Source organism: Kibdelosporangium banguiense (assembly GCF_017876405.1).
Classification (GTDB): domain Bacteria; phylum Actinomycetota; class Actinomycetes; order Mycobacteriales; family Pseudonocardiaceae; genus Kibdelosporangium; species Kibdelosporangium banguiense.
The window spans coordinates 328964-346947 of sequence record NZ_JAGINW010000001.1 but is presented as its reverse complement, the minus strand read 5'-3'; the positions used below and the strand labels follow the sequence as shown (position 1 = coordinate 346947).

At 67.4% G+C, this 17984-nt stretch carries 12 protein-coding genes; 8 read left to right on the top strand and 4 right to left on the bottom strand.

The genetic code is table 11. The annotated features are described in order from the left end of the window. Positions 1-10: 10 nt before the first annotated feature. Positions 11-949 (bottom strand): hypothetical protein, encoded by a 939-nt coding sequence (locus JOF56_RS01565; RefSeq protein ID WP_209633655.1) that lies wholly within the window; start codon positions 947-949, stop codon positions 11-13. Positions 950-1124: 175 nt separating this feature from the next. Here JOF56_RS01565 and JOF56_RS01560 point away from each other — a divergent pair, with 175 nt between their 5' ends. Further along, positions 1125-1733, top strand: a complete 609-nt coding sequence (locus tag JOF56_RS01560) for a histidine phosphatase family protein (RefSeq protein ID WP_209633653.1) — start codon at positions 1125-1127, stop codon at positions 1731-1733. Here JOF56_RS01560 and JOF56_RS01555 read toward each other — a convergent pair. After that, positions 1720-2325 (bottom strand): QsdR family transcriptional regulator, encoded by a 606-nt coding sequence (locus tag JOF56_RS01555; RefSeq protein WP_209633652.1) that lies wholly within the window; start codon positions 2323-2325, stop codon positions 1720-1722. The two genes, JOF56_RS01560 and JOF56_RS01555, sit on opposite strands and share 14 nt — an antisense overlap. Positions 2326-2406: 81 nt before the next feature. On the opposite strand from JOF56_RS01555, the gene JOF56_RS01550 reads away from it, so the two are divergent. From JOF56_RS01550 to JOF56_RS01540, 3 genes are all read left to right on the top strand, one after another. Next, positions 2407-3579 carry an acyl-CoA dehydrogenase family protein gene (locus JOF56_RS01550; RefSeq protein ID WP_209633648.1) on the top strand — a complete coding sequence of 391 codons (1173 nt, stop codon included), beginning with the start codon at positions 2407-2409 and terminating at the stop codon, positions 3577-3579. After that, positions 3579-4616, top strand: coding sequence for an acyl-CoA dehydrogenase family protein (locus tag JOF56_RS01545; RefSeq protein ID WP_209633645.1), 1038 nt, complete (start codon positions 3579-3581; stop codon positions 4614-4616). The genes JOF56_RS01550 and JOF56_RS01545 overlap by 1 nt, the downstream gene beginning before the upstream one ends. A 150-nt stretch (positions 4617-4766) precedes the next feature. Then, entirely contained in the window at positions 4767-5702 is a 936-nt protein-coding gene (locus JOF56_RS01540) for a tetratricopeptide repeat protein (RefSeq protein WP_209633644.1), read from the top strand. Between the two features lie 2 nt (positions 5703-5704). On the opposite strand, the gene JOF56_RS01535 is transcribed toward JOF56_RS01540, so the two are convergent. After that, a complete protein-coding gene (locus JOF56_RS01535) occupies positions 5705-6802 on the bottom strand; it encodes a winged helix DNA-binding domain-containing protein (RefSeq protein ID WP_209633643.1) in 1098 nt (365 codons plus the stop codon). Positions 6803-7044: 242 nt separating this feature from the next. Here JOF56_RS01535 and JOF56_RS01530 point away from each other — a divergent pair, with 242 nt between their 5' ends. From JOF56_RS01530 to JOF56_RS01515, 4 genes are all read left to right on the top strand, one after another. Beyond that, a complete protein-coding gene (locus tag JOF56_RS01530) occupies positions 7045-9933 on the top strand; it encodes a type 2 lanthipeptide synthetase LanM family protein (RefSeq protein WP_307854867.1) in 2889 nt (962 codons plus the stop codon). Positions 9934-9979: 46 nt separating this feature from the next. Further along, positions 9980-10165, top strand: a complete 186-nt coding sequence (locus tag JOF56_RS01525) for a hypothetical protein (protein ID WP_209633642.1) — start codon at positions 9980-9982, stop codon at positions 10163-10165. Positions 10166-10247: 82 nt separating this feature from the next. Then, on the top strand, positions 10248-13166 hold the full coding sequence (locus tag JOF56_RS01520) for a helix-turn-helix transcriptional regulator (protein ID WP_209633639.1): 2919 nt from the start codon (positions 10248-10250) through the stop codon (positions 13164-13166). Between the two features lie 11 nt (positions 13167-13177). Next, positions 13178-16252: an AfsR/SARP family transcriptional regulator gene (locus JOF56_RS01515; RefSeq protein ID WP_209633638.1), complete on the top strand. Its 3075-nt coding sequence runs from the start codon at positions 13178-13180 to the stop codon at positions 16250-16252. Between the two features lie 163 nt (positions 16253-16415). Here the strand turns inward: JOF56_RS01515 and JOF56_RS01510 are convergent, their stop codons facing one another. Further along, entirely contained in the window at positions 16416-17921 is a 1506-nt protein-coding gene (locus JOF56_RS01510; RefSeq protein WP_209633636.1) for a PucR family transcriptional regulator, read from the bottom strand. Positions 17922-17984: the final 63 nt, after the last annotated feature.

The window sequence follows — 17984 nt, the reverse complement described above, 5'->3', positions numbered from 1 at the left end:
ACGAAGCCTCTTATTCCCATTCGATCCCGAATAGGCCGGGTCCGAAATCTATCGCCACGGCGTGCACACTTCGGCATGCGTCAAGGGTGAGGTTTCGCATCCGGGGGTGTTTCTGACCGGCCGGTCTGGCGAACTGCTGGCACCGGCCCGGAACGGTCGCGGAATTGAAGTGAATCTCGAGCAGATACTCGCGAATCGGACGGCGGAACTCCCGCCAGTGCGTCCGGTTGCACGTCGGATACGGCGGTCCGGCATTTTCCAGTTCGTACTCGATGAGGTATGTCTCGCCTCGCCTGATCGGCTGGTCGAACATGAGCTCGGCGACCATCAGGCCATTCGCGGTGTCCACCTGATGGCGGCCCAGATGGCAGTTGCGCACGGTGGTCAGCTCGGGCGGCCCGGCCGATGGATCGTCGGAGTTGTAGATCAGCAGCCACCGGTCCTGGCCGTCGGTGCGGGCCTCGAAGACCGCCCGGGTGGTGATCGAGCGCTGGCCGCCGTCCGCGCCGAGCTGGCAGCGATCGTGCAGGCCGACCAGGGTGAGCTGTTGTTCCTGATCAAGGGCCTCGGGTGCGCCGAGCGCGGCGAGCAGGCTCAGTAGCGTGTCGCGTTCGAAACGGACGGTCTCGGTCACCGGCTGGACCGCGGCGGCCTGTTTGCCACGCGGGCGGGGCGGCGGCAGAAGCGCGAGCAGTGAGCCGGCCGGCAGTTTCAGGATGGTTTCCAGTTCACCGAGCGCGGTGAGCGAGTCGGTGCGCTCCGGCTGACGCTTACCGGACTGCCAATAACTGAGCGCGGCAATACTCACCGGGGTACCCCGGGCGCGTAAGCGCGCTTGTATTCGGTCGAGACTCAAGCCGCTGGACCGAATGGCCGAGCGGAGCGCTTCGGCGAACTGACCCTCGCCGCGCGCGTTTTCGATATTGCCCCGTGCTGAGTTCCCCGACATGTGTGACCGACCGGCTAGTGCGAAGCTTTCTGACCCCTGAGTAGACCCGAAAGAGACTATCAGTAGTCATCGGCGTGTCGGCAGGTTCACAACGACCATAATTCGCCGCCATTCAGATGGCGGTCGTTACGCCGAATGGTCCAACACTGTTAAGTTAGTGGGATAGGTTGGGCCGATGCCACTGGTGTATCTGATCCGGCACGGTCAGGCCTCGTTCGGGGCTGACGACTACGACGTGCTGTCCGCGACTGGACATCTGCAGGGCAAGCACGTGGGCGCTGAGCTGCGCCGACGTGGTGTTGTGCCTGACCAGGTGTGGAGTGGCACGCTGCGACGGCAGCGGGAGACGGCGCTGGCCGCCGGGTTCGACGCGCCGCTGCAGGAGGATTCGCGCTGGAACGAGTTCGATCATCTCGGTCTGGTACGGGAAATCGGCGAGCCCGTCACGCCCCGGGATTTTCAGCTGGCGTTGGACAAGGCGTTGCGGGGCTGGATCGGCTCGGACGGCTGGCGGAAGTTCAGTGAAGAGGTCACCACGGCCCTGACCGATCTGCTGGCGAGCCTGGAAGGGACCGCGGTCGTGTTCACGTCCGGCGGCGTGATCGCGGCGGTCTGCGCCAAGCTGTGGGGCCTGGACGGTGAGGGGTTCGTGGCGGTCAACCGGGTCGCGGTCAACGGCGGCATGACCAAGCTCGTGCACGGCCGGTCAGGCACCAGCCTCGTGTCCTACAACGACCACGCCCACTTCGAGGGCGAGCACCGGGAGCTGCTCACTTATCGCTGATCTCGGCGGCCGAGATCAGCATGTCCACGATCTTCACGGCCTTGTCGGTCTCCGGCGGTGCGCCGGTGATCATGTCGCTCCACACGAACGACTCGCAGACCCGCACGATCACGTACGCCAGGTCGGTGACGTCGATGTCGGGCCGCAGGCCGACCTCGGTGCGCAGGAAGTCCGCGGTCCACTCGATCAGCCGGGCCTGCACGACACTCTGCTTGGACGTGATGATCCGCAGCGCGTACTCGGCGTCCTCGGCCACGAACTGCCGCAGCGCCGGGAAGTCGCGGATCTGGGCAAGGGAACGCTGTAGCGTCCTGGTGAACAGCACCCGGCCGGTGCCGCGGGTCTTGGCCCTGGTCTCGCCCAGCGAGCGCTCGTTGATCGACCAGATCACCTCGCCGATCAGCAGCTCACGGCTGCCGCACCAGCGGTACAGGGTCGCCCGGCTGACCCCGAGCTCGGCGGCCAGTTGCTGCATGTCGACCCGCTTGCCGTCCAGGAACCACTTGCGGGCCATGCGGAAGGCGTCGATGGGCGCCGATCGCGGCGCGGGCGACGGTCCGCGCAGGGCCCGGGTGAGCGGTGTGGTCGACATGGGCCCAACCCTACCCGCCGTCACATCGAAGAGACATCTGAAGCAGTTGACCTGTTCTGAGGCAAAGTGCAAACATGTCTCATGGACTTCCGTGACACCGCTGCGGAGGCGTCGTTCCGCGCGCAGCTGCGCGAGTGGTACCAGGCGAACTTCGATCCCTCGTCGGTACCCGCCGCAGGCCGGCCGGACGCAGATCACCTGCGCGCCTGGAGCCGCACGCTGTTCGACGCCGGCTACGTCGGCCTGACCTGGCCGAAAGAGTACGGCGGAAGCGGGCTCTCGCCCAGCTACCAGGCCATCTACTTCGAGGAGATGGTCCGGGCGCAGGCGCCCGAGCACATCGGGATCATCGGCCTGAACATGGCCGGCCCGACCATCATCGCGTGGGGCACCGACGCGCAGAAGGCGCGTTACCTGCCCAAACTGCTGTCCGGTGAGGAGATCTGGTGCCAGGGCTTCTCCGAGCCCGGCAGCGGCTCGGACCTCGCGGGCGCACGCACCCGGGCCGTGCTGGACGGCGACCACTGGGTGGTCAACGGCCAGAAGGTGTGGTCGTCGTACGCGCACCTCGCGGACTGGTGCATCCTCGTGGTGCGCACGGACCCTGACGCGGGCAAGCACGCCGGCCTGTCGTACCTGCTGGTCGACATGCACGCGCCGGGCGTGGAGGTCCGTCCGCTCAAGCAGATCACCGGCGACCCGGAGTTCAACGAGATCTTCTTCACCGACGTCCGCGTGCCCAAGGACTCGATCCTCGGCAAGCCGGGCGACGGCTGGAAAGTCGCCATGACGACTCTGTTGCACGAGCGTGGCACGATGGCGTTCGCCCTGGTCGCGCAGCTGCGGCAGCACTTCACGCGGCTGGTCGAGCTGTCGAGGCAGCCGGCGCCCGACGGCAGCATTCCCGCCGACGACCCGGTCGTCCGTGACGCGATCGCCCGCGAGTGGATCGAGCTGCAGTCGTTGGCGTTCACCAACTACCGCACGCTGACCACCTTGCTCACCAAGGGACAGCCCGGTCCGGAGAGCTCGGTGGTCAAACTCGTGTGGAGCGAGGCGAACCAGCGGCTGACCAAGCTCGCCCGCAGCCTGCAGGGCCTGTCCGGGATGCTGGACGACAAGGGCGGCGTGTGGGACGGCTACTGGCAGTACCGCCAGCTCCGCAGCCGCGGCAACACCATCGAGGCGGGGACTTCCGAGATCCTGCGCAACATTGTCGCCGAGCGCGTTCTCGGACTTCCTAGGAGCCGATGATGGATTTCGCATTCTCCGCCGAACAGGACATGCTGCGTGCGGCCGCACGCGAGTTCCTCGCCGAGCAGCACCCGCTCGAAGGTGTCCCGGCGATCGTCGACGGCGAGCCGGGCTGGCAGCCCGAAAGCTGGAAGCAGCTGGCCGATCTGGGCTGGACGGACGACGACCTGGACCTGCTGGACCACGTCGTGCTGTTCGAGGAGACCGGGGCGGCGCTGCTGCCCGCGCCGCTGTTCAGCACGCTCGCGCTGGCCGTGCCCGCCGTCCGGCACGACAAGGAGCTGCTCGCGTCGGTCGCCTCGGGTGATCTCCGGCTTTCCCTGGCCTGGGCCGAATCCAGTCGTCCGCAGGGCATCACCGACACCGATCTGGCCACGACAGTCGACGCCGACGGCCGGGTGACCGGTCGCAAGGTGCTCGTACCGGACGCGGCGAACACCGATGCGCTCGTCGTGACTGTGGCAGGTCCGCAGCTTCGCTTGGTGCGTACGGCCGACGCGACCGTGACGCCTGTGTCTACTTCGGACCAATCACGCCGGTTGTACGAAGTGGAGTTCGCCGGTGCGCCGTCCCGCGCGCTGGGCGACGGTTCCGTGCTCGCCGAGATCGAGACGCGGGCGTTCGTGCTGGCTGCTGCCGAGGCGCTTGGTGTGGGCAGGCGCGCGGTCGAGGAAGGTGTCGCGCACGCGTCGACCCGTGAGCAGTTCGGCCGCGTGATCGGCATGTATCAGTCCGTGTCCAACCAGCTTGTGGACTCCTACGCGGCGCTTGAGCTCGCCAGGTCACTGACGTACTGGGCGGCGTGGGCCGTGCAGGAGGGCGACGAGCAGGCTGAGGTGGCCGTCGCCGCTGCCAAGTCGGCCGCTGCCGAAGCCGCGGTCAACGCCTGTGAGCATGTGATCCAGGTGCTCGGCGGCGTGGGCATGACCTGGGAGCACATTTTGCACCGGCTTTACAAGCGGGCTCAGTGGCTGGAGGCGTTCGGCGCCGGGGGGCGTGCCCTGCGTGCCCGGATCGCCGACCGTGTGATCGGCTGATAACTACCCGTCGGAAGTGGGTCTGACCAGGCGAAACATGCTCTTGTCGGCGATGGTGTGAACGAAGCGGGTGATTTACCGGCGGGCGGGCTGTCATCATGATGGCGATGTCATGATGATTCGCAAGGAGAATAAAGTGCGGCGCCGGCGATGCTCGATCCGATAGCCGAGGCGCGCAGGCGCCTCGGCTTGGCCCGCCGGTTCTACGACGAGGGACGGGCCGGGGACGCCGTCGCGGTCGCCGAAACCGCTCTCGCGGTCGTCGAACAGGCCGGCGGCCCGAACCACCCTGCCATCGCGGGCGCGTGCGTCGAGCTGAGCCTGTTGCACGAGCGGCTGTCGCAGTTCCAGAAGGCCGAGAAGTACGCCAGGCGTTCCATTGTGATCACCGAGGAGTACTCCCGCAACGACGAGACCCTGGTCCGGCTGCGGGTCAAGGCGCTGGGCTGCCTGGCCTTGGTGGAACGCGTCTACAACCGGTTCGGCGCGGCGGAGGTGCTTTACCGCTCGGCGTTGGACCTCGCCGAGAACGGCACCTGGCCGCAGCCGCAGGAACTGGCCGAGCTGATGTGCGGGCTCGGCGCGGTGTACCTGTTCTCCAGCCGGTTCGGCGAGGCCGAAACGCTCTACCGGGAGGCGTTGACGCTGGTCGGCGCCGATCATCCGGGCGCGGCCGTGGTCTGGCACCACATGGCCGAGCTCGACCTGATGCTCAGCCGGTTCATCACTGGCGAGTCGTACGCGCGCCGCGCGTTGGCCCTGCGTGAGCGTCAGTACGGCGAGTACCACCCGACGGTCGCCAACGCGCGTGCCATGCTCGCCGCGGTACTCGCCCGGCAGGGCAACCTGGAGATGTCGGAGAAGCTGTACCGCAAGGCCATCTCGACCTTCGAGCGCGTACTGCCGGAGCACCACTACGACCTGGCAGTGGCGTGTGCGGACTTCGGGATGCTGATGGCCGCGAAGGGCAATATGGCCGCTGCGGGCCGGCTCGCCCAGCGTGCACTGGACATCAAGCGACGCATCCTCGGCCGTAACCACCCTGAGGTCATACAGGCCATCGAGGACCTGGCCCAGTACAACTGAGATCAGCTGAAAACGAGGCTGGTCTGCTCGACGCCACGCAGTTCGCCGATCCGGTCCGCCTCCTGCGCCAGCACGGTTCGCGCGTCCTGTTCGATCGGGGTGAACTCGGTGATCCGGATTTCCAGCTTCTTGCGGCCGGATGCCCTGGTGCGCCACACCCCGGCCACGTCACCGTCCACGAGCACCGCGCCAGGCTGGCCGATCACCGGCCACATCACCTTGTGATACGCCTTGTCCGGCAACACGAAGGGCTTGTTGCGGTCCTGCAGAAAGGGATCGGACGTCGGCAGCAGGAGGGCCCGGGGCGGCTCCGGCGGATCAAGCAAAAGGTCTATTTCAGACTCCGGCAGCCAGGTGGCCCGGCCGTCGACGTCCACTTCGGCCAGCCCGGCCGGCCAGATCTGTTTGACCTCGGTCTGGGTGGTGGTCAGCCAGGCGGCCACATCGCCGATGCTCGCCGGGCCGACGAACCGCAGATACGTCCTGATCAGCTCGTCTGCGCCGGCCTGCTCGCCGGGGATCCCCGGCCAGTCGTCGATGGGGACCAGCAGCGGCGGCGACTGGTCGAGATCCAGCCGCAGTCCGCCGGGCAGGGCCGCCAGCCGGAACAGTGACTCGAACACGTGCTCGGCCTGGCAGCCACGGCAAAAACTGACCAGCGCCTTCGGCACTACTTTGGACACCGCCGCGCTCGCCACGCCTTTCACCGTGGGGCTCGTGATGCACTCGCGCATCGCCTCGGCGGTGTAGCGCAGCGCCTGCGTGGCCGTGATCCCGCTCTTCTGCATCACCGACCGCTGCCACGCCACTTTGCCGAGCGCGTCGCGTTCACTGTGTGGCCACAGTGCCGCGGCGAGCTTGGGCAGGTCCTGCGGGTGGTGCAGGAACGGCGACGCTCGCAGCGTCCATGCCCGCACCAGACCGTGGTCCGTCAAGCTGGCGTCGGTGCGTACGCCCAACGCCAGCCTGGCCGCGCCGGGCGGAGTGTCCTGAATGCCCAGATCCACTACGTCGAGCTCGCCGGGGGGTGTGTTCGTGCGGTGCAGGCCCTGGCGGGCGATCCGGTACGCCAGCACCTGTGCACGGTCGACGCTCGTCACCGGTCGATCCTGGCACCGTAAGACTGACACCGCCTGACAGGTACCCCGAGAGTGGACCGCTTTTTGCAGCCCGCCTGGTGCCGTCTGGGTGAAGCGGCTCGCACGGTCCGGGCCTCGGAGGTACTTTCGAGAGAACTGGGGGAGTCCGTCACTACCCACTACCCAATACGGGGGTGCGTGGGCGCGAATGTGGGGATTCGATACCCATGTGACGCGGCGTGCCCGCTGCCAGCCTGTTTCCCGTGAGCCAAGCGATTTCGCACCGGGACAACGGGATCAACTCCGGACCATGGTGGACGGGCGCGCTGACCGCCGCCGAGCGCCGCTGGACGGTCCAGGGCCGCCCGCGTTGGGCGGAGTTGATCGACGAGGCAGTGGCCACCGGCCCGGTCAGCGCCGAGGGGGCTGTGCCGTGCGACTGGCCTGACGCGTTCGCGTGGGTCTTCCGTCCACTGCTCCGGCTTGTGCGAGACCGTGTCGCCACCGCGGCAGGCCGGGGCAAGGTCGATGCCGAGTCGGTCGCGGACGCGTTCGACCGGCAGCTTGGCCGCCGTCTGGCCGGCCTGGCCGCCCGCACACTCGTGCTCGAGCTCAACGTCGAGCGCGTCTCCGGGCGGCTCGCTGGCCAGACCGCCGAGCAGCGCTTCGCCGACTTCATCCGGTCGCAGGCCGGCACCGAGCGGCTGACCGCGCTGTTCGCCGAGTACCCAGTGCTCGCCAGGCTGCTGGGCCAGGCAAGCCAGTACGCCGCCGACGCGCACGTGGAGCTGCTCGAGCGGTTCGCCGCCGACCGCCAGCTGATCGTGATGCGGCTGCTGGGCGGTGTCGACCCCGGTGACCTCATGGAGATCCAGACCGGTGGTGGCGACTCGCACCAGCGGGGCCGTTCCGTAGCGATCCTGTCTTTCGCCAACGGCCGCAAGGTCGTCTACAAGCCACGGTCGCTGGACCTGCACCGCCACTTCGGCGGGCTGGTGAGTTGGCTCAACACCAAGGTTCTCGGCCTCGGCCTGCGTACCGTCGAGTCGCTGACCCGGCCCGGCTACGGCTGGCTGGAGTTCGTCGAGCACCGCGCATGCACCCAGGTCGCCGAAGTGGACCGCTTCTACCGCAGGCAAGGCGCGCTGCTGGCGCTGCTGTACGCGGTGGACGGTGCGGACATCCACTACGAGAACCTGATCGCCTGCGGCGACCAGCCGGTGCTCGTCGACGTGGAGACCCTGTTCCACCCCATGATGGAACAGCCCACCGCGACCGGGCCCGACCCCGCGGCGCGCGTGCTGGCGTCCTCTGTGCACCGAATGGCCTTGCTGCCCCAGATGCTGCTCGGCGAGCACGGCGCGGTCGACGTGTCCGGGCTCGGCGGCGACAAGGGCGTGCAGTACCCGAGCGACACCGTGGCGTGGGACGGCGTCGGCACCGACGCGATGCGGCTTGTCCGTCGGCGCGGAGAGTTCCGCGGCGCGGTGAACCGGCCTCGCCTGGGCGCCAGGGATGTCGAGCCGGCGGACTACCGCGCGGCCATGCTGGGCGGCTTCCGCGAGGGCTACGACGCGATCGTGCGGCACCGCTCCGAGCTGATCGGCCTGCTGACCGCGTGCACCAACGACGAGATCCGTATTGTGGCGCGTCCCAGCCAGGTCTACGCGACCCTGCTGGACGAGTCCACGCACCCGGACGTGCTGCGTGACGCCGTGCAGCGCGAGCGCGTGTTCGACGCATTGACCATCGACTCCGCCTGCGACCTGGCGCGTCAGCGGCTGATCCCCAGCGAGCTGACCGACCTGTGGGCCGGCGACCTGCCGATGTTCACCAGCAAGCCCGGCTCCCGCGACCTGTGGGCCGCCGACGGCGAGTGCCTGCCGGACCTGCTGGAAGGCCCCGGCCTGGCCACCGTGGTGCTCAAGATCGCCGCGATGGACGAGGTCGACCGTTACGACCAGGAATGGCTCATCTCCGCGGCGCTGGCCACCCGCGCCCGGCCGTTGGAGCACCGCACCGGCGAGACCCGGCCGCGGGCAAGCACTTCGGCCATCCCCGACCCGCAGCGCCTGCTGTCGGCGGCATGCGGGATAGCCGACGAGATCGGCGCCCGCGCGATGCACGGAGACGGCCGTGCGAACTGGCTCGGCCTCGAGCCGATCATCGACAAGCACTGGGCGGTTCTTCCGATGGGCGCCGGCCTCGCCCACGGATATTGCGGAGTGGCGCTTTTCCTGGCGCAGCTCGCCGACCTGACCGGCGTGCAGCGCTATGCCGAGCTCGCACGCGACGCAGTCCGCCCAGTGCCCCGTCTCATCGACCAGCTGATCACCGAACCCGAACTCGGCGTGACCATCGGCTGCGGCGGCCCGCACGGCCTCGGCGGGATCAGCTACGCGCTGGCCCGCCTGGGCAACCTGCTCGACGACCCGGAGATCCGCAGCTGGCTGCCCGCCGTGGTCGACCTGACCCGCGCGGCCACCGACGACGAGCTCGCCTGCTTCGCCGCGGGCAGCGCAGGCGGCCTCGCCGCAATGCTGGCCGTGCATACCGAAACAGGCCTCCCATCCGCGGGCAGGCTCGCCTGGGACTTTGCCGACCGGCTGCTGGAGCAGGTGCACACCGTGCCCTGCACCTGCCTGGACATCCCCAGCGCGGGCTTTGCCCACGGCCACACCGGAATCGGCTGGGCCCTGCAACGATTCGCCGCCACCGGCGCAGGCGAGCCCTACGCCGAGGCAGGCCAGGCAATCCTGGACGCCGAAGTACCCGACGGCTCAGATCTTTCCTGGTGCGGCGGCCTTTCCGGCTTCGCCATGGCCCGCGGCGACGCACCCGACGAGTGGGCCCGCACCCTCGCCGACCACGCCCCGCTCCGCGACATGAGCCTGTGCCACGGCGAACTGGGCGTCACCGAGGCCCTGATGGTCCTGGGTGAGCGCGGTCACTTCGAGGCAGCCGCGGCCGCCACCCGCCACGCCGGCCTCCTGCTCGGCGCCATCGACCGCGGCGGAGTCCGTTGTGGAACCCCCCAGGGCGTCGTCTCCGCCGGCCTGCTCAACGGCCTCGCCGGCATCGGCTACGGCCTGCTCCGCCTGGGATTCGCCAGCCGAGTCCCCTCAGTCCTCCTGCTCGAACCCTCCCCCTGAGAAACCCCACTGCAAAACCCCACCGCTCAAAAGAAGGACCTCTGTCATGACCACTCTGACTATCCCTGTGCTCGGACCGCTGGCGATCAGGTCGTTCGAAGGCGGTGGCCAGATGCATCGCGAAGTAGCCGGCGCAAGGGCGTTGGCGCTGGCGGGGCACCGGAACTGGTCGAGTTTCTCGGCATGCGTCACAGTCATCACCAGGGTGGAATCGCGTGAGTTGGGTCACTGATCACTAGTGGTGTGATGATTGGGCCAGGTTCGTCTCCCATTTGGTCTTCAATCAAACGAGGGGTACTAGGTACTGTCCGGCCATGTGGTCCCGCTCCCCGCTTGTCATCGGCCGCGACCGCGAGGTGGCCGAGCTGACGAGGGCGATCGCCGCCGCCCGCGCTTCGCGCGGCGGTGCGGTCTTCCTCGTCGGCGAACCGGGGATCGGAAAGTCGAGACTCGCGGCTGAAGCCGCGGGAATAGCCTTTGCAGCCGGAGTTCGTGTGCTGCGTGGGCGGGGCAGCACGATCGGCCCGATCGTTCCGTTCCGTCCACTCACCGAAGCCCTGTTGTCCTTGTATCGGACAGGTTCCCCGCCGGACGATCCGGCATTAGGCCCGTACCGGGCGATTCTGGGTCGGCTGATTCCCGATCTTCAGCAGGATGCCCAGCCCAGCGTGGGTGACTCACTCGTGGTGCTCGGCGAGGCAGTGCTTCGCCTGCTGACCGTCAGCGGCCGAGATGGCGGTTGCCTGCTCGTGCTGGAGGACCTGCAGCACGCCGACGCGGAAACGCTGGCGATCGTCGAATACCTGACCGACAATCTGGCAGATCTGCCGATCTTGCTGCTGGGAACCAGCCGCGACGAGCAGTGCGCCGCACTGGATCTCGCCCGGTCTGCGGCACAACGCAGGTCTGCGTCGGTCGTCCGTCTCGACCGGCTGGCTCATGTGGACATCGCGTTGTTTGCTGCCTCCTGTCTGGAGACCACGACAGAGGAACTGCCCGCCGAGATCACCGGACGGCTGGCGGAATACAGCGCGGGCATCCCCTTCGTCCTGGAGGAGTTGCTCCACCAGCTCGTCCATGACGGGGTCATCACGCGGGGAATCGACGGATGGCGGGTCACCGGCGAAATACGCGCGGAAGTACCCGAAACCGTCACCCGTGGTGTGATCAACCGCGCTGAGCAACTGGGTCCGCAGGGCAGCATGCTGATATCGGTGGCCGCCGTGCTCGGTGACAGATTCCCGCTGTCGGTAGTCGGCCGCGTGACTGACCTCGACGACCGCACCATGCTGGCCCACCTGCGAGCCGGTGTCGCCGCCCAACTCGTGATCCCTGATGAGGCTTCGCCTGATTGGTACGCGTTCCGGCACCCGCTCACAGCGGAAGCGCTGAGATCGGCGCTCAACCCCGCCGACCGTGCCGAGTACTCCCGCCGCGCGGTGGAGGCGGTACAGGAGCTGCACCCAGGTTTGCCTGGTGAGTGGTGTCAGCTTGTCGCGACGATGCAGCTTGACGCTGGTGAGACGGTCAGCGCAGTCGGGCTGTTCGCTGAGGCCGGCCGCCGGGCCCTGGCCGATGGTGCTGCGGGTTCAGCCGTGATGCTGCTGGACCGGGCAAACAAATTGGCCGCCGACACGAGCGCCGAGGTCAAGGCCGAAGTACTTGAGGCCCTGCTGTACGCGCTGGCCGAGGCAGGAGAGCTCGAACGCGCCCGAGCTCTGGTGAACACTCTCGACGAGCTCGGCGGACAGGGCCTGGGACCGGTACAGCGTTCTGCCTTGCACTGCCGGCTCGCATGGGTGGCGTACCTCGCGGGGCAGGGGGGCGAGGGGATGAATCAACTGCAGGCGGCGAGAGCCGCACTGGGGCCCGATGCGCGTGAGGAGCACATTGCCCCGATCGATGCGATCGACGCGAACATCACCTTCTACAGCGGACATGACCAAGGCGCCGCGGCGGAGCGCCTGGCCAGACGTGCCCTACAAGCTGCGGAGCGCGCTGGCTTGCCGATGGTCGCCTGCGACTCGCTGCAGATCCTGGGCGTGATCGTGCGCGAGCGTGACCTCGCTGAGTCGAGCACTTATCTGGAGCGAGCCCGCTCACTCGCCGAACAGCACCGGTCGCCTATCTTGCGCGTGTACGCCTTGGTCCGCTTGGCTGGCAACCACTGGTTGTCGACAGCCGATCCGACGCTGCTCGAACAGGCTGCTGAAGAGGCTCGGCGTGTCGGCGCGGTCAGCGTCGGGTACAACATCGATGCGAACCTCGCGATCCACACCGTGCTGAGTGGTGATTTCGCCAGCGCGGTGCCGATGATCGAGCGGTGTCAGCGTGACGTGGTCAGGCTGAAACTGACGCCGTTGGTGCGATACATGTTGATGGTCGAGGCGACCCTCGCAGCGCACCAGGGCAAGCGCACCGACATGGAACAGATCCTGGCCGAGTTCGTGCGGTGGGACGGCGAGCAGTCTCAGGAGATGCCGCTGGTACTGGGGTTCTCGCGAACCTTCTGTGCCCTTCTGGACGAGGACCGATCGTCGGCACGCGGCGAGCTGCGGAACCTTCTCGACCTCGTCTCGGATTTGCCCCCCATGTTCCACCTTGCCGGCCAGCACGGCATGAACTTGCTGCTCTCCGTGCTGGACGGGGACGCGGGCTGGCCGGATTACGAGCGTGTCGCTGCCACGGTGCCCAGCAAGATGCGCTGGAACCGCCAGTTCGTCGAATGGTCGCGGGCCATCCTGCTCGGCCGTGACGGCGATACCGAAGGTGCGATGGCCGCTGCCGAATCCGCTCTGGATTCGGCCAGTGCGTACGACATGGCCTGCCATCTCGGTCAGCGGCTGGTTGCGGAAGCTGCCATTGAGGACGGCTGGGGCGATCCGGTCGCCTGGCTGCGAACCGCCGAAGAATACTTCCATCAGCTCTCGGTACCGCCAGTGGCGAGTGCTTGCCGGTCACTGCTCCGGCAGATCGGTGCTCCGGTCAAGCAACGGCGGCACGGTATGGACCAGGTTCCCGACGACCTGCGCGCGATCGGTGTGACCGTCCGGGAACACGAGGTACTCCAGTTGCTGGTCGACCGGCTGACGAACAAGGCGATCGCGAACCGGCTGCATATCTCCCCGCGGACGGTCGAGAAGCACGTCGCGAGCCTGATCCTCAAGGCAGAAGTCGCAGATCGCGTCGAGCTGAGCAACTTCGCCGCGTCCGCCTATTCCCAAAGCGGCTAAGCTCTCCCCGTTTGCCGGTCGAACTTCCGGGGGGAAGGTTGGACTTTCGGATTCTGGGGCCGCTCGAGGTCTGCGCGGACGGACAGCGCGTTCACGTCGGGTCTAGGCGGCAGCGTGCGCTGCTCGCAATGCTTCTGTTACGTGCCAACAAGTTTGTTGCCTTCGATGACCTGGTCGAGGTGATCTGGGGTGATTCGACACCGGTTCATCCGCGGGCTGCCGTGCATACGTGCGTGACCCGCCTGCGCAATGCCCTTGATGGTGTGGTGATCGAGGGCGGTGCGGACGGCTACCGGATTGTGCTGGATGAACAGGCTGTCGATCTCTGCCGGTTCGACTCCGCGTTGGCCGCCGCGCGGGCGGCTGGTGATCGTGAGGCTGAGGTTCTTGGCCAGGCCTTGAGCTTGTGGCGTGGTGAGCCGTTGGCGGGTGTTGCGTCGGACTATTTGCAGCGTCATGAGGTTTCGCGGCTGACTGAGCTGCGGTTGCGGGTTCTTGAACGCAAGCTTGAGCTTGATTTGGCTGCGGGTGGGCATGACGTCGTGGTGCCGCAGTTGCAGGTGTTGACTGCGGAACATCCTTTGCGGGAACGGTTCTGGGCGTTGTTGGTCACTGCGTTGTATCGGTGTGGTCGGCAGGCGGACGCGTTGGCGGCGTACGCGACTGTGCGGCAGCACCTCGTTGACGAGTTGGGAGTCGAACCTGGTCAGGAGTTGCGCCAGGCGCACCAACGGGTGCTTGCTGGTGAGGAGGCAAGCGGTTGGCAGGTCGAGTGCCAGCTGCCGATCGACGTCTCGGATTTCACCAATCGGGACGACGAGCTCAGCCAGGTGATCGAGGTGTTGCGGCCGGGTGACGGGGTGCCGATTGTGGCGGTCACGGGTCCGCCTGGGATGGGCAAGTCCGCCTTGGCGGTTCGCGCCGCGCATCGGTTGATTGCGGATTATCCGGATGGGCAATGGTTTCTGCGACTCGATGGGGCCGGTGCGGCACGTGATCCGGGGAATCTGCTGACTGAGGCGCTCAGAAACGCCGGGGTTGATCGTGCGGCGGTTCCGGACCGGGTGGATGAGCGTTCGACGCTCCTGCGGTCGCGGCTTGCCGGCCGGAAAGTGTTGCTGGTACTGGATGACGCGGGTAGTGCCGAGCAGGTAGCGCCACTGCTGCCGGGACGTCCCGGCAGCGCCGTCCTGGTGACCAGCAGGTCCGACCTTGTCGGGCTTTCTGCTTTGTATGGGGCCAACAGGCTTTCGCTCCAGCCGCTCTCGGCTCGGCATGCCCGTGATCTTGTCGCCCGCATCGCTGGTTCTGAGCGCTGTGAACAGGATGAGGCCGCGTCGGTCGAACTGACTGAGCTTTGTGGACGATTGCCTTTAGCGTTGCGGATCGCTGCGGCCAACCTTGCGAGTCGGCCGGGACTGCGGATCAGTCACTATGCGGCTGATCTGCGCACAGGTGACCGGCTCGGCAAACTCAGCACACGCGGCGACAGCGGGATCGCGGTCCGGGCGGCGTTCGATGTCTCGTTCGCCGCGTTGTGGCAAACCGATCAGCGTGCCTTCAGTCTGCTTGGGGTTGTTCCTGGGGCAGACTTCAGTTCCGCCGGTGCCGCCGCCCTGTTCGGCTGTCCGATCGAGGACGCGGTCGGCATCCTGGACCGGTTGGTTGCGGCCAACCTGCTGGAATCACCGGGCACCGACCGGTTCCGCTTCCATGACCTGATCCGTGTCTACGCCGCCGATCGGGCCCAGGAGTACGACAGCGCTGAGGCATTCGAGCGATTGGCCGAGTGGTACCTGCACACCACGCACGCGGCTGTCACCAAAAGCGTGGCTACGCTCTATATCTCGCGGCTCGGCCCGCCGCCTGGCATCGTTCCGCTTGTCTTCCAGGACGATGACGTGGCCGTGAGCTGGCTGGAGACCGAGCGGCTGAACTACCTGGCCGTGATCGAGTACGCGGCTGTGCACGGGCCTGTGCGTTTCACCTGGCAGCTGACCGACGCGGCTCGCCCGGACCTGCAGCATCAGTACCATCAGGCCGAACTGGAGCATGCGGCGGAATTGGGATTGTCGTGTGCCCGGACCACAGGCGACCGCCGGGGCGAGGCCATGATGTTGCTCGCGCTCGGTGCCCTGAAGGCGATCACGGCCCGGTTCGACGGCTCGGTCACCGACTTGAAGGAGTGCCGCCGGATAGCCGTCGAGCTGTCCGAAACGGGAATCCAGGCCACGGCGTTGCTCAGCCTCGCCACGGCGTTGGGTGCGTGGGGGTTCCCACTTGAGTCCGCAAGTGCCGCCGAGGAAGGCCTCGAACTCGTCGAGAACGGCGCCGAGCAGGGCGAGGGGCGCAGGCTGGCCGCCTTGCACATCCTGGGCAATGCCTACGTTGACATGGGCAGGATCGCCGAGACGGTCCGGTCGTTGCGGGCGGCGATACAACAGCTCCCGGACACCGCGCCGATGATGTCGAGAATGGTGATCCACATCGACCTCGGTCGGGCGTTGCGGGAAGCCGGCGAGTACGACGAGGCCATAGTCCATTTCCAGTCGGTGCTCACGTCCGCGATGGCGCCGCTTGTCGCAGTCGACGAGTGTCGCATCGGCCTTGCCGGTGTGTACATCGAGAAGGGCGAGCTGGAGCCGGCACTGCAGTACGCGACCGCAGGTCATGAAAGTGCCAAGAAGCGCGGCTATCCGAGGCACGAGGCCACTTCGAGTGTCACGATCGGCCGGATCCACCTTGCCACCGGTCAGGCCGCGCTGGCGCTGGAGCACTTTCGGCACAGCTATCGGATTGCCCAAGGGAAGAACCCCTTCGTCGAGGTCGAAGCCCTGGCGGGAATTGCGGTGTGCAGCGGCACTGTGGAGCCGGCGGCCGAAGCCGTCGACCTGGCCCGGCGCCGGGGAATGCGGCTGTATGAGGCGAAAGCACTGACCGCGCTGGCTCAGGTCTTGCTCGGCCAGGGCCGGTTGCGGGACGCACGGGAGACCGTCGGCCAAGCCATCGAGATGCACCGGCAATTCGGCTGCGTGCCAGGTCAGAAGCAGGCTTTCGCGGTGGTCGCGCCGATGAAAGGCAAATGAAAGGCCCTCTCGATACGGTTCACCGGCGTTACCTGGAAGGCACGCTCAACTTCCGTGGTGTGGGTGTCGTCGTGGGGTCGGCACCGCTTCTGCATCCGGTGGGAGGGGCGCTTATCTCGGTCACGCCGGAGAATCCCCCGGCTTTCCGGCGTGACTGAGGCCTTTAGCGCATGAGCCAGGCGCGGCAGGCCAGTTGCAGGGCGAGGCGCTGTTCTGGGTCGGCGAGGTCGACGCCGAGCTGTTTGGTGATCTTGTTGAGGCGGTAGTGGACGGTTTGGCGGTGGACGCGCAGGACTTCGGCGGCGCGGGCGGGGGAGTTCTGGTGGTCCAGGTAGGCCTGCAGGGTTCTGATGGCCTCTTCGGCTGCTGCTGGGCCGAGTTCGACGAGGGGGGCGAGCAGGTCGTCGACCGAGGCACGGGTGTTGTCGGAGGCATACCATTCGACGAGCATTCGGTTGAGGCCCAAGGCGTCGATGGCCACGATGTCGCGTTGTGGGCGGGCCTGGCGGGTTACTGCGAGGGCGGCCTTGGCGTCGGTCGCGGATGTTCGCAGGCCTTCTGCCTGACGGTGCACGGCTCCGATTCCGCATCGGACAACGATTCCGGGGAAGCGTTTGCGGGCGGCGGCGAGTGCGGTTGTCGCTGCGAATTGGGCGGTGCGGGCGGAGGAGGGGCCTGGGTCGGCGTCGACGCTGTGTACCAGAAGGGGCTCGCCGCCGATTCGGGTGCTGTGCCACTTGGCGTCTGTCTCGGCGCGCACCGCGTGCAGCATCGATACGCTGATGGCGTCGACCTGATCTGCGCTTACTGTGCTGGCGGAGTCCAAAGAGGACGAAAGTTCGAAGCGGAGCACCTGGTGCCAGCCGTCCACCGGCAGGCCGACTGTCCGGGCGTGCGAGACGAGCTGGACTCGCTCGGAGTCGGGGGCCAGCAACAGTTCGCCGAGCAGCCGGCCCCGGTCGGCAAGCGGCGCCAGTTCGGTGCGGCGCTCGTCTGCGATCACCCGGGCGTATGCGTCCGCGGTCAGGGTGGTCACGATTCGGGCGGCCACCACCCAGGAGCCGCGTGCGTCGGGAAAAACCTCCGCGGTGACGAAAGTATCGACCGAGCCGTCGACCAGGACGGGCGCCGCGGGCTCGCCGTGCGCGGGCTGGCGGGCCATCACGGGTGCGCCCAACGCGTCCGAGGCGGCGAGCAGGATCGCGGCTTTGCGGTCGTGGCTACGCATTTCGGCCGCGGTGATCAACCGGCGGGCCGCGTCGATCCTGGCCAACGCGGCTGTCGCGTCGCCTGCCAGGGCCTGCGACACCGCGACGATCAACCGGGTCGGCTCCAGGCGCACCGGAGCCAGCAACAACGACACGGCGTGACGATTCGCGATCCGGACCGCCGTGGATTCCACCGCAGTCGCGTCGATGCCGTTCAGCACGATCGCGCCGACGCCGCTGGCTGTCGCGTCCCGCATGGCGATGTCGAACAGGTGCCCGCGGGCCTGGGTGGAGGCCGACGCCAGCACCACCACGAAACTGTCGCGGGGCACCGATCGCAGGTCTGTCAGCTTGTCGACGACCCGGATGGAGCTGACTGTGCGATGCGGCGAGGACGTCAGCACGGTGAGCGTGTTCAGATCGGGCCCGGCGAGCAGGTCTCGCAGCGGAACGTGGCTCACGACTCTCCTCGGACTGGACGGACTGTGCGGCGGGGATAGCCGGGGCTTGGATTCTATTGGGCA

Excerpts from the sequence above, each read along its gene's own strand:
- JOF56_RS01540 (WP_209633644.1), top strand. The coding sequence starts at position 4,767 with ATGCTCGATCCGATAGCCGAGGCGCGCAGGCGCCTCGGCTTGGCCCGC.
- JOF56_RS01545 (WP_209633645.1), top strand. The coding sequence starts at position 3,579 with ATGGATTTCGCATTCTCCGCCGAACAGGACATGCTGCGTGCGGCCGCA.
- JOF56_RS01565 (WP_209633655.1), bottom strand. The coding sequence starts at position 949 with ATGTCGGGGAACTCAGCACGGGGCAATATCGAAAACGCGCGCGGCGAG.
- JOF56_RS01555 (WP_209633652.1), bottom strand. The coding sequence starts at position 2,325 with ATGTCGACCACACCGCTCACCCGGGCCCTGCGCGGACCGTCGCCCGCG.
- JOF56_RS01520 (WP_209633639.1), top strand. The coding sequence starts at position 10,248 with ATGTGGTCCCGCTCCCCGCTTGTCATCGGCCGCGACCGCGAGGTGGCC.
- JOF56_RS01560 (WP_209633653.1), top strand. The coding sequence starts at position 1,125 with ATGCCACTGGTGTATCTGATCCGGCACGGTCAGGCCTCGTTCGGGGCT.
- JOF56_RS01550 (WP_209633648.1), top strand. The coding sequence starts at position 2,407 with ATGGACTTCCGTGACACCGCTGCGGAGGCGTCGTTCCGCGCGCAGCTG.
- JOF56_RS01525 (WP_209633642.1), top strand. The coding sequence starts at position 9,980 with ATGACCACTCTGACTATCCCTGTGCTCGGACCGCTGGCGATCAGGTCG.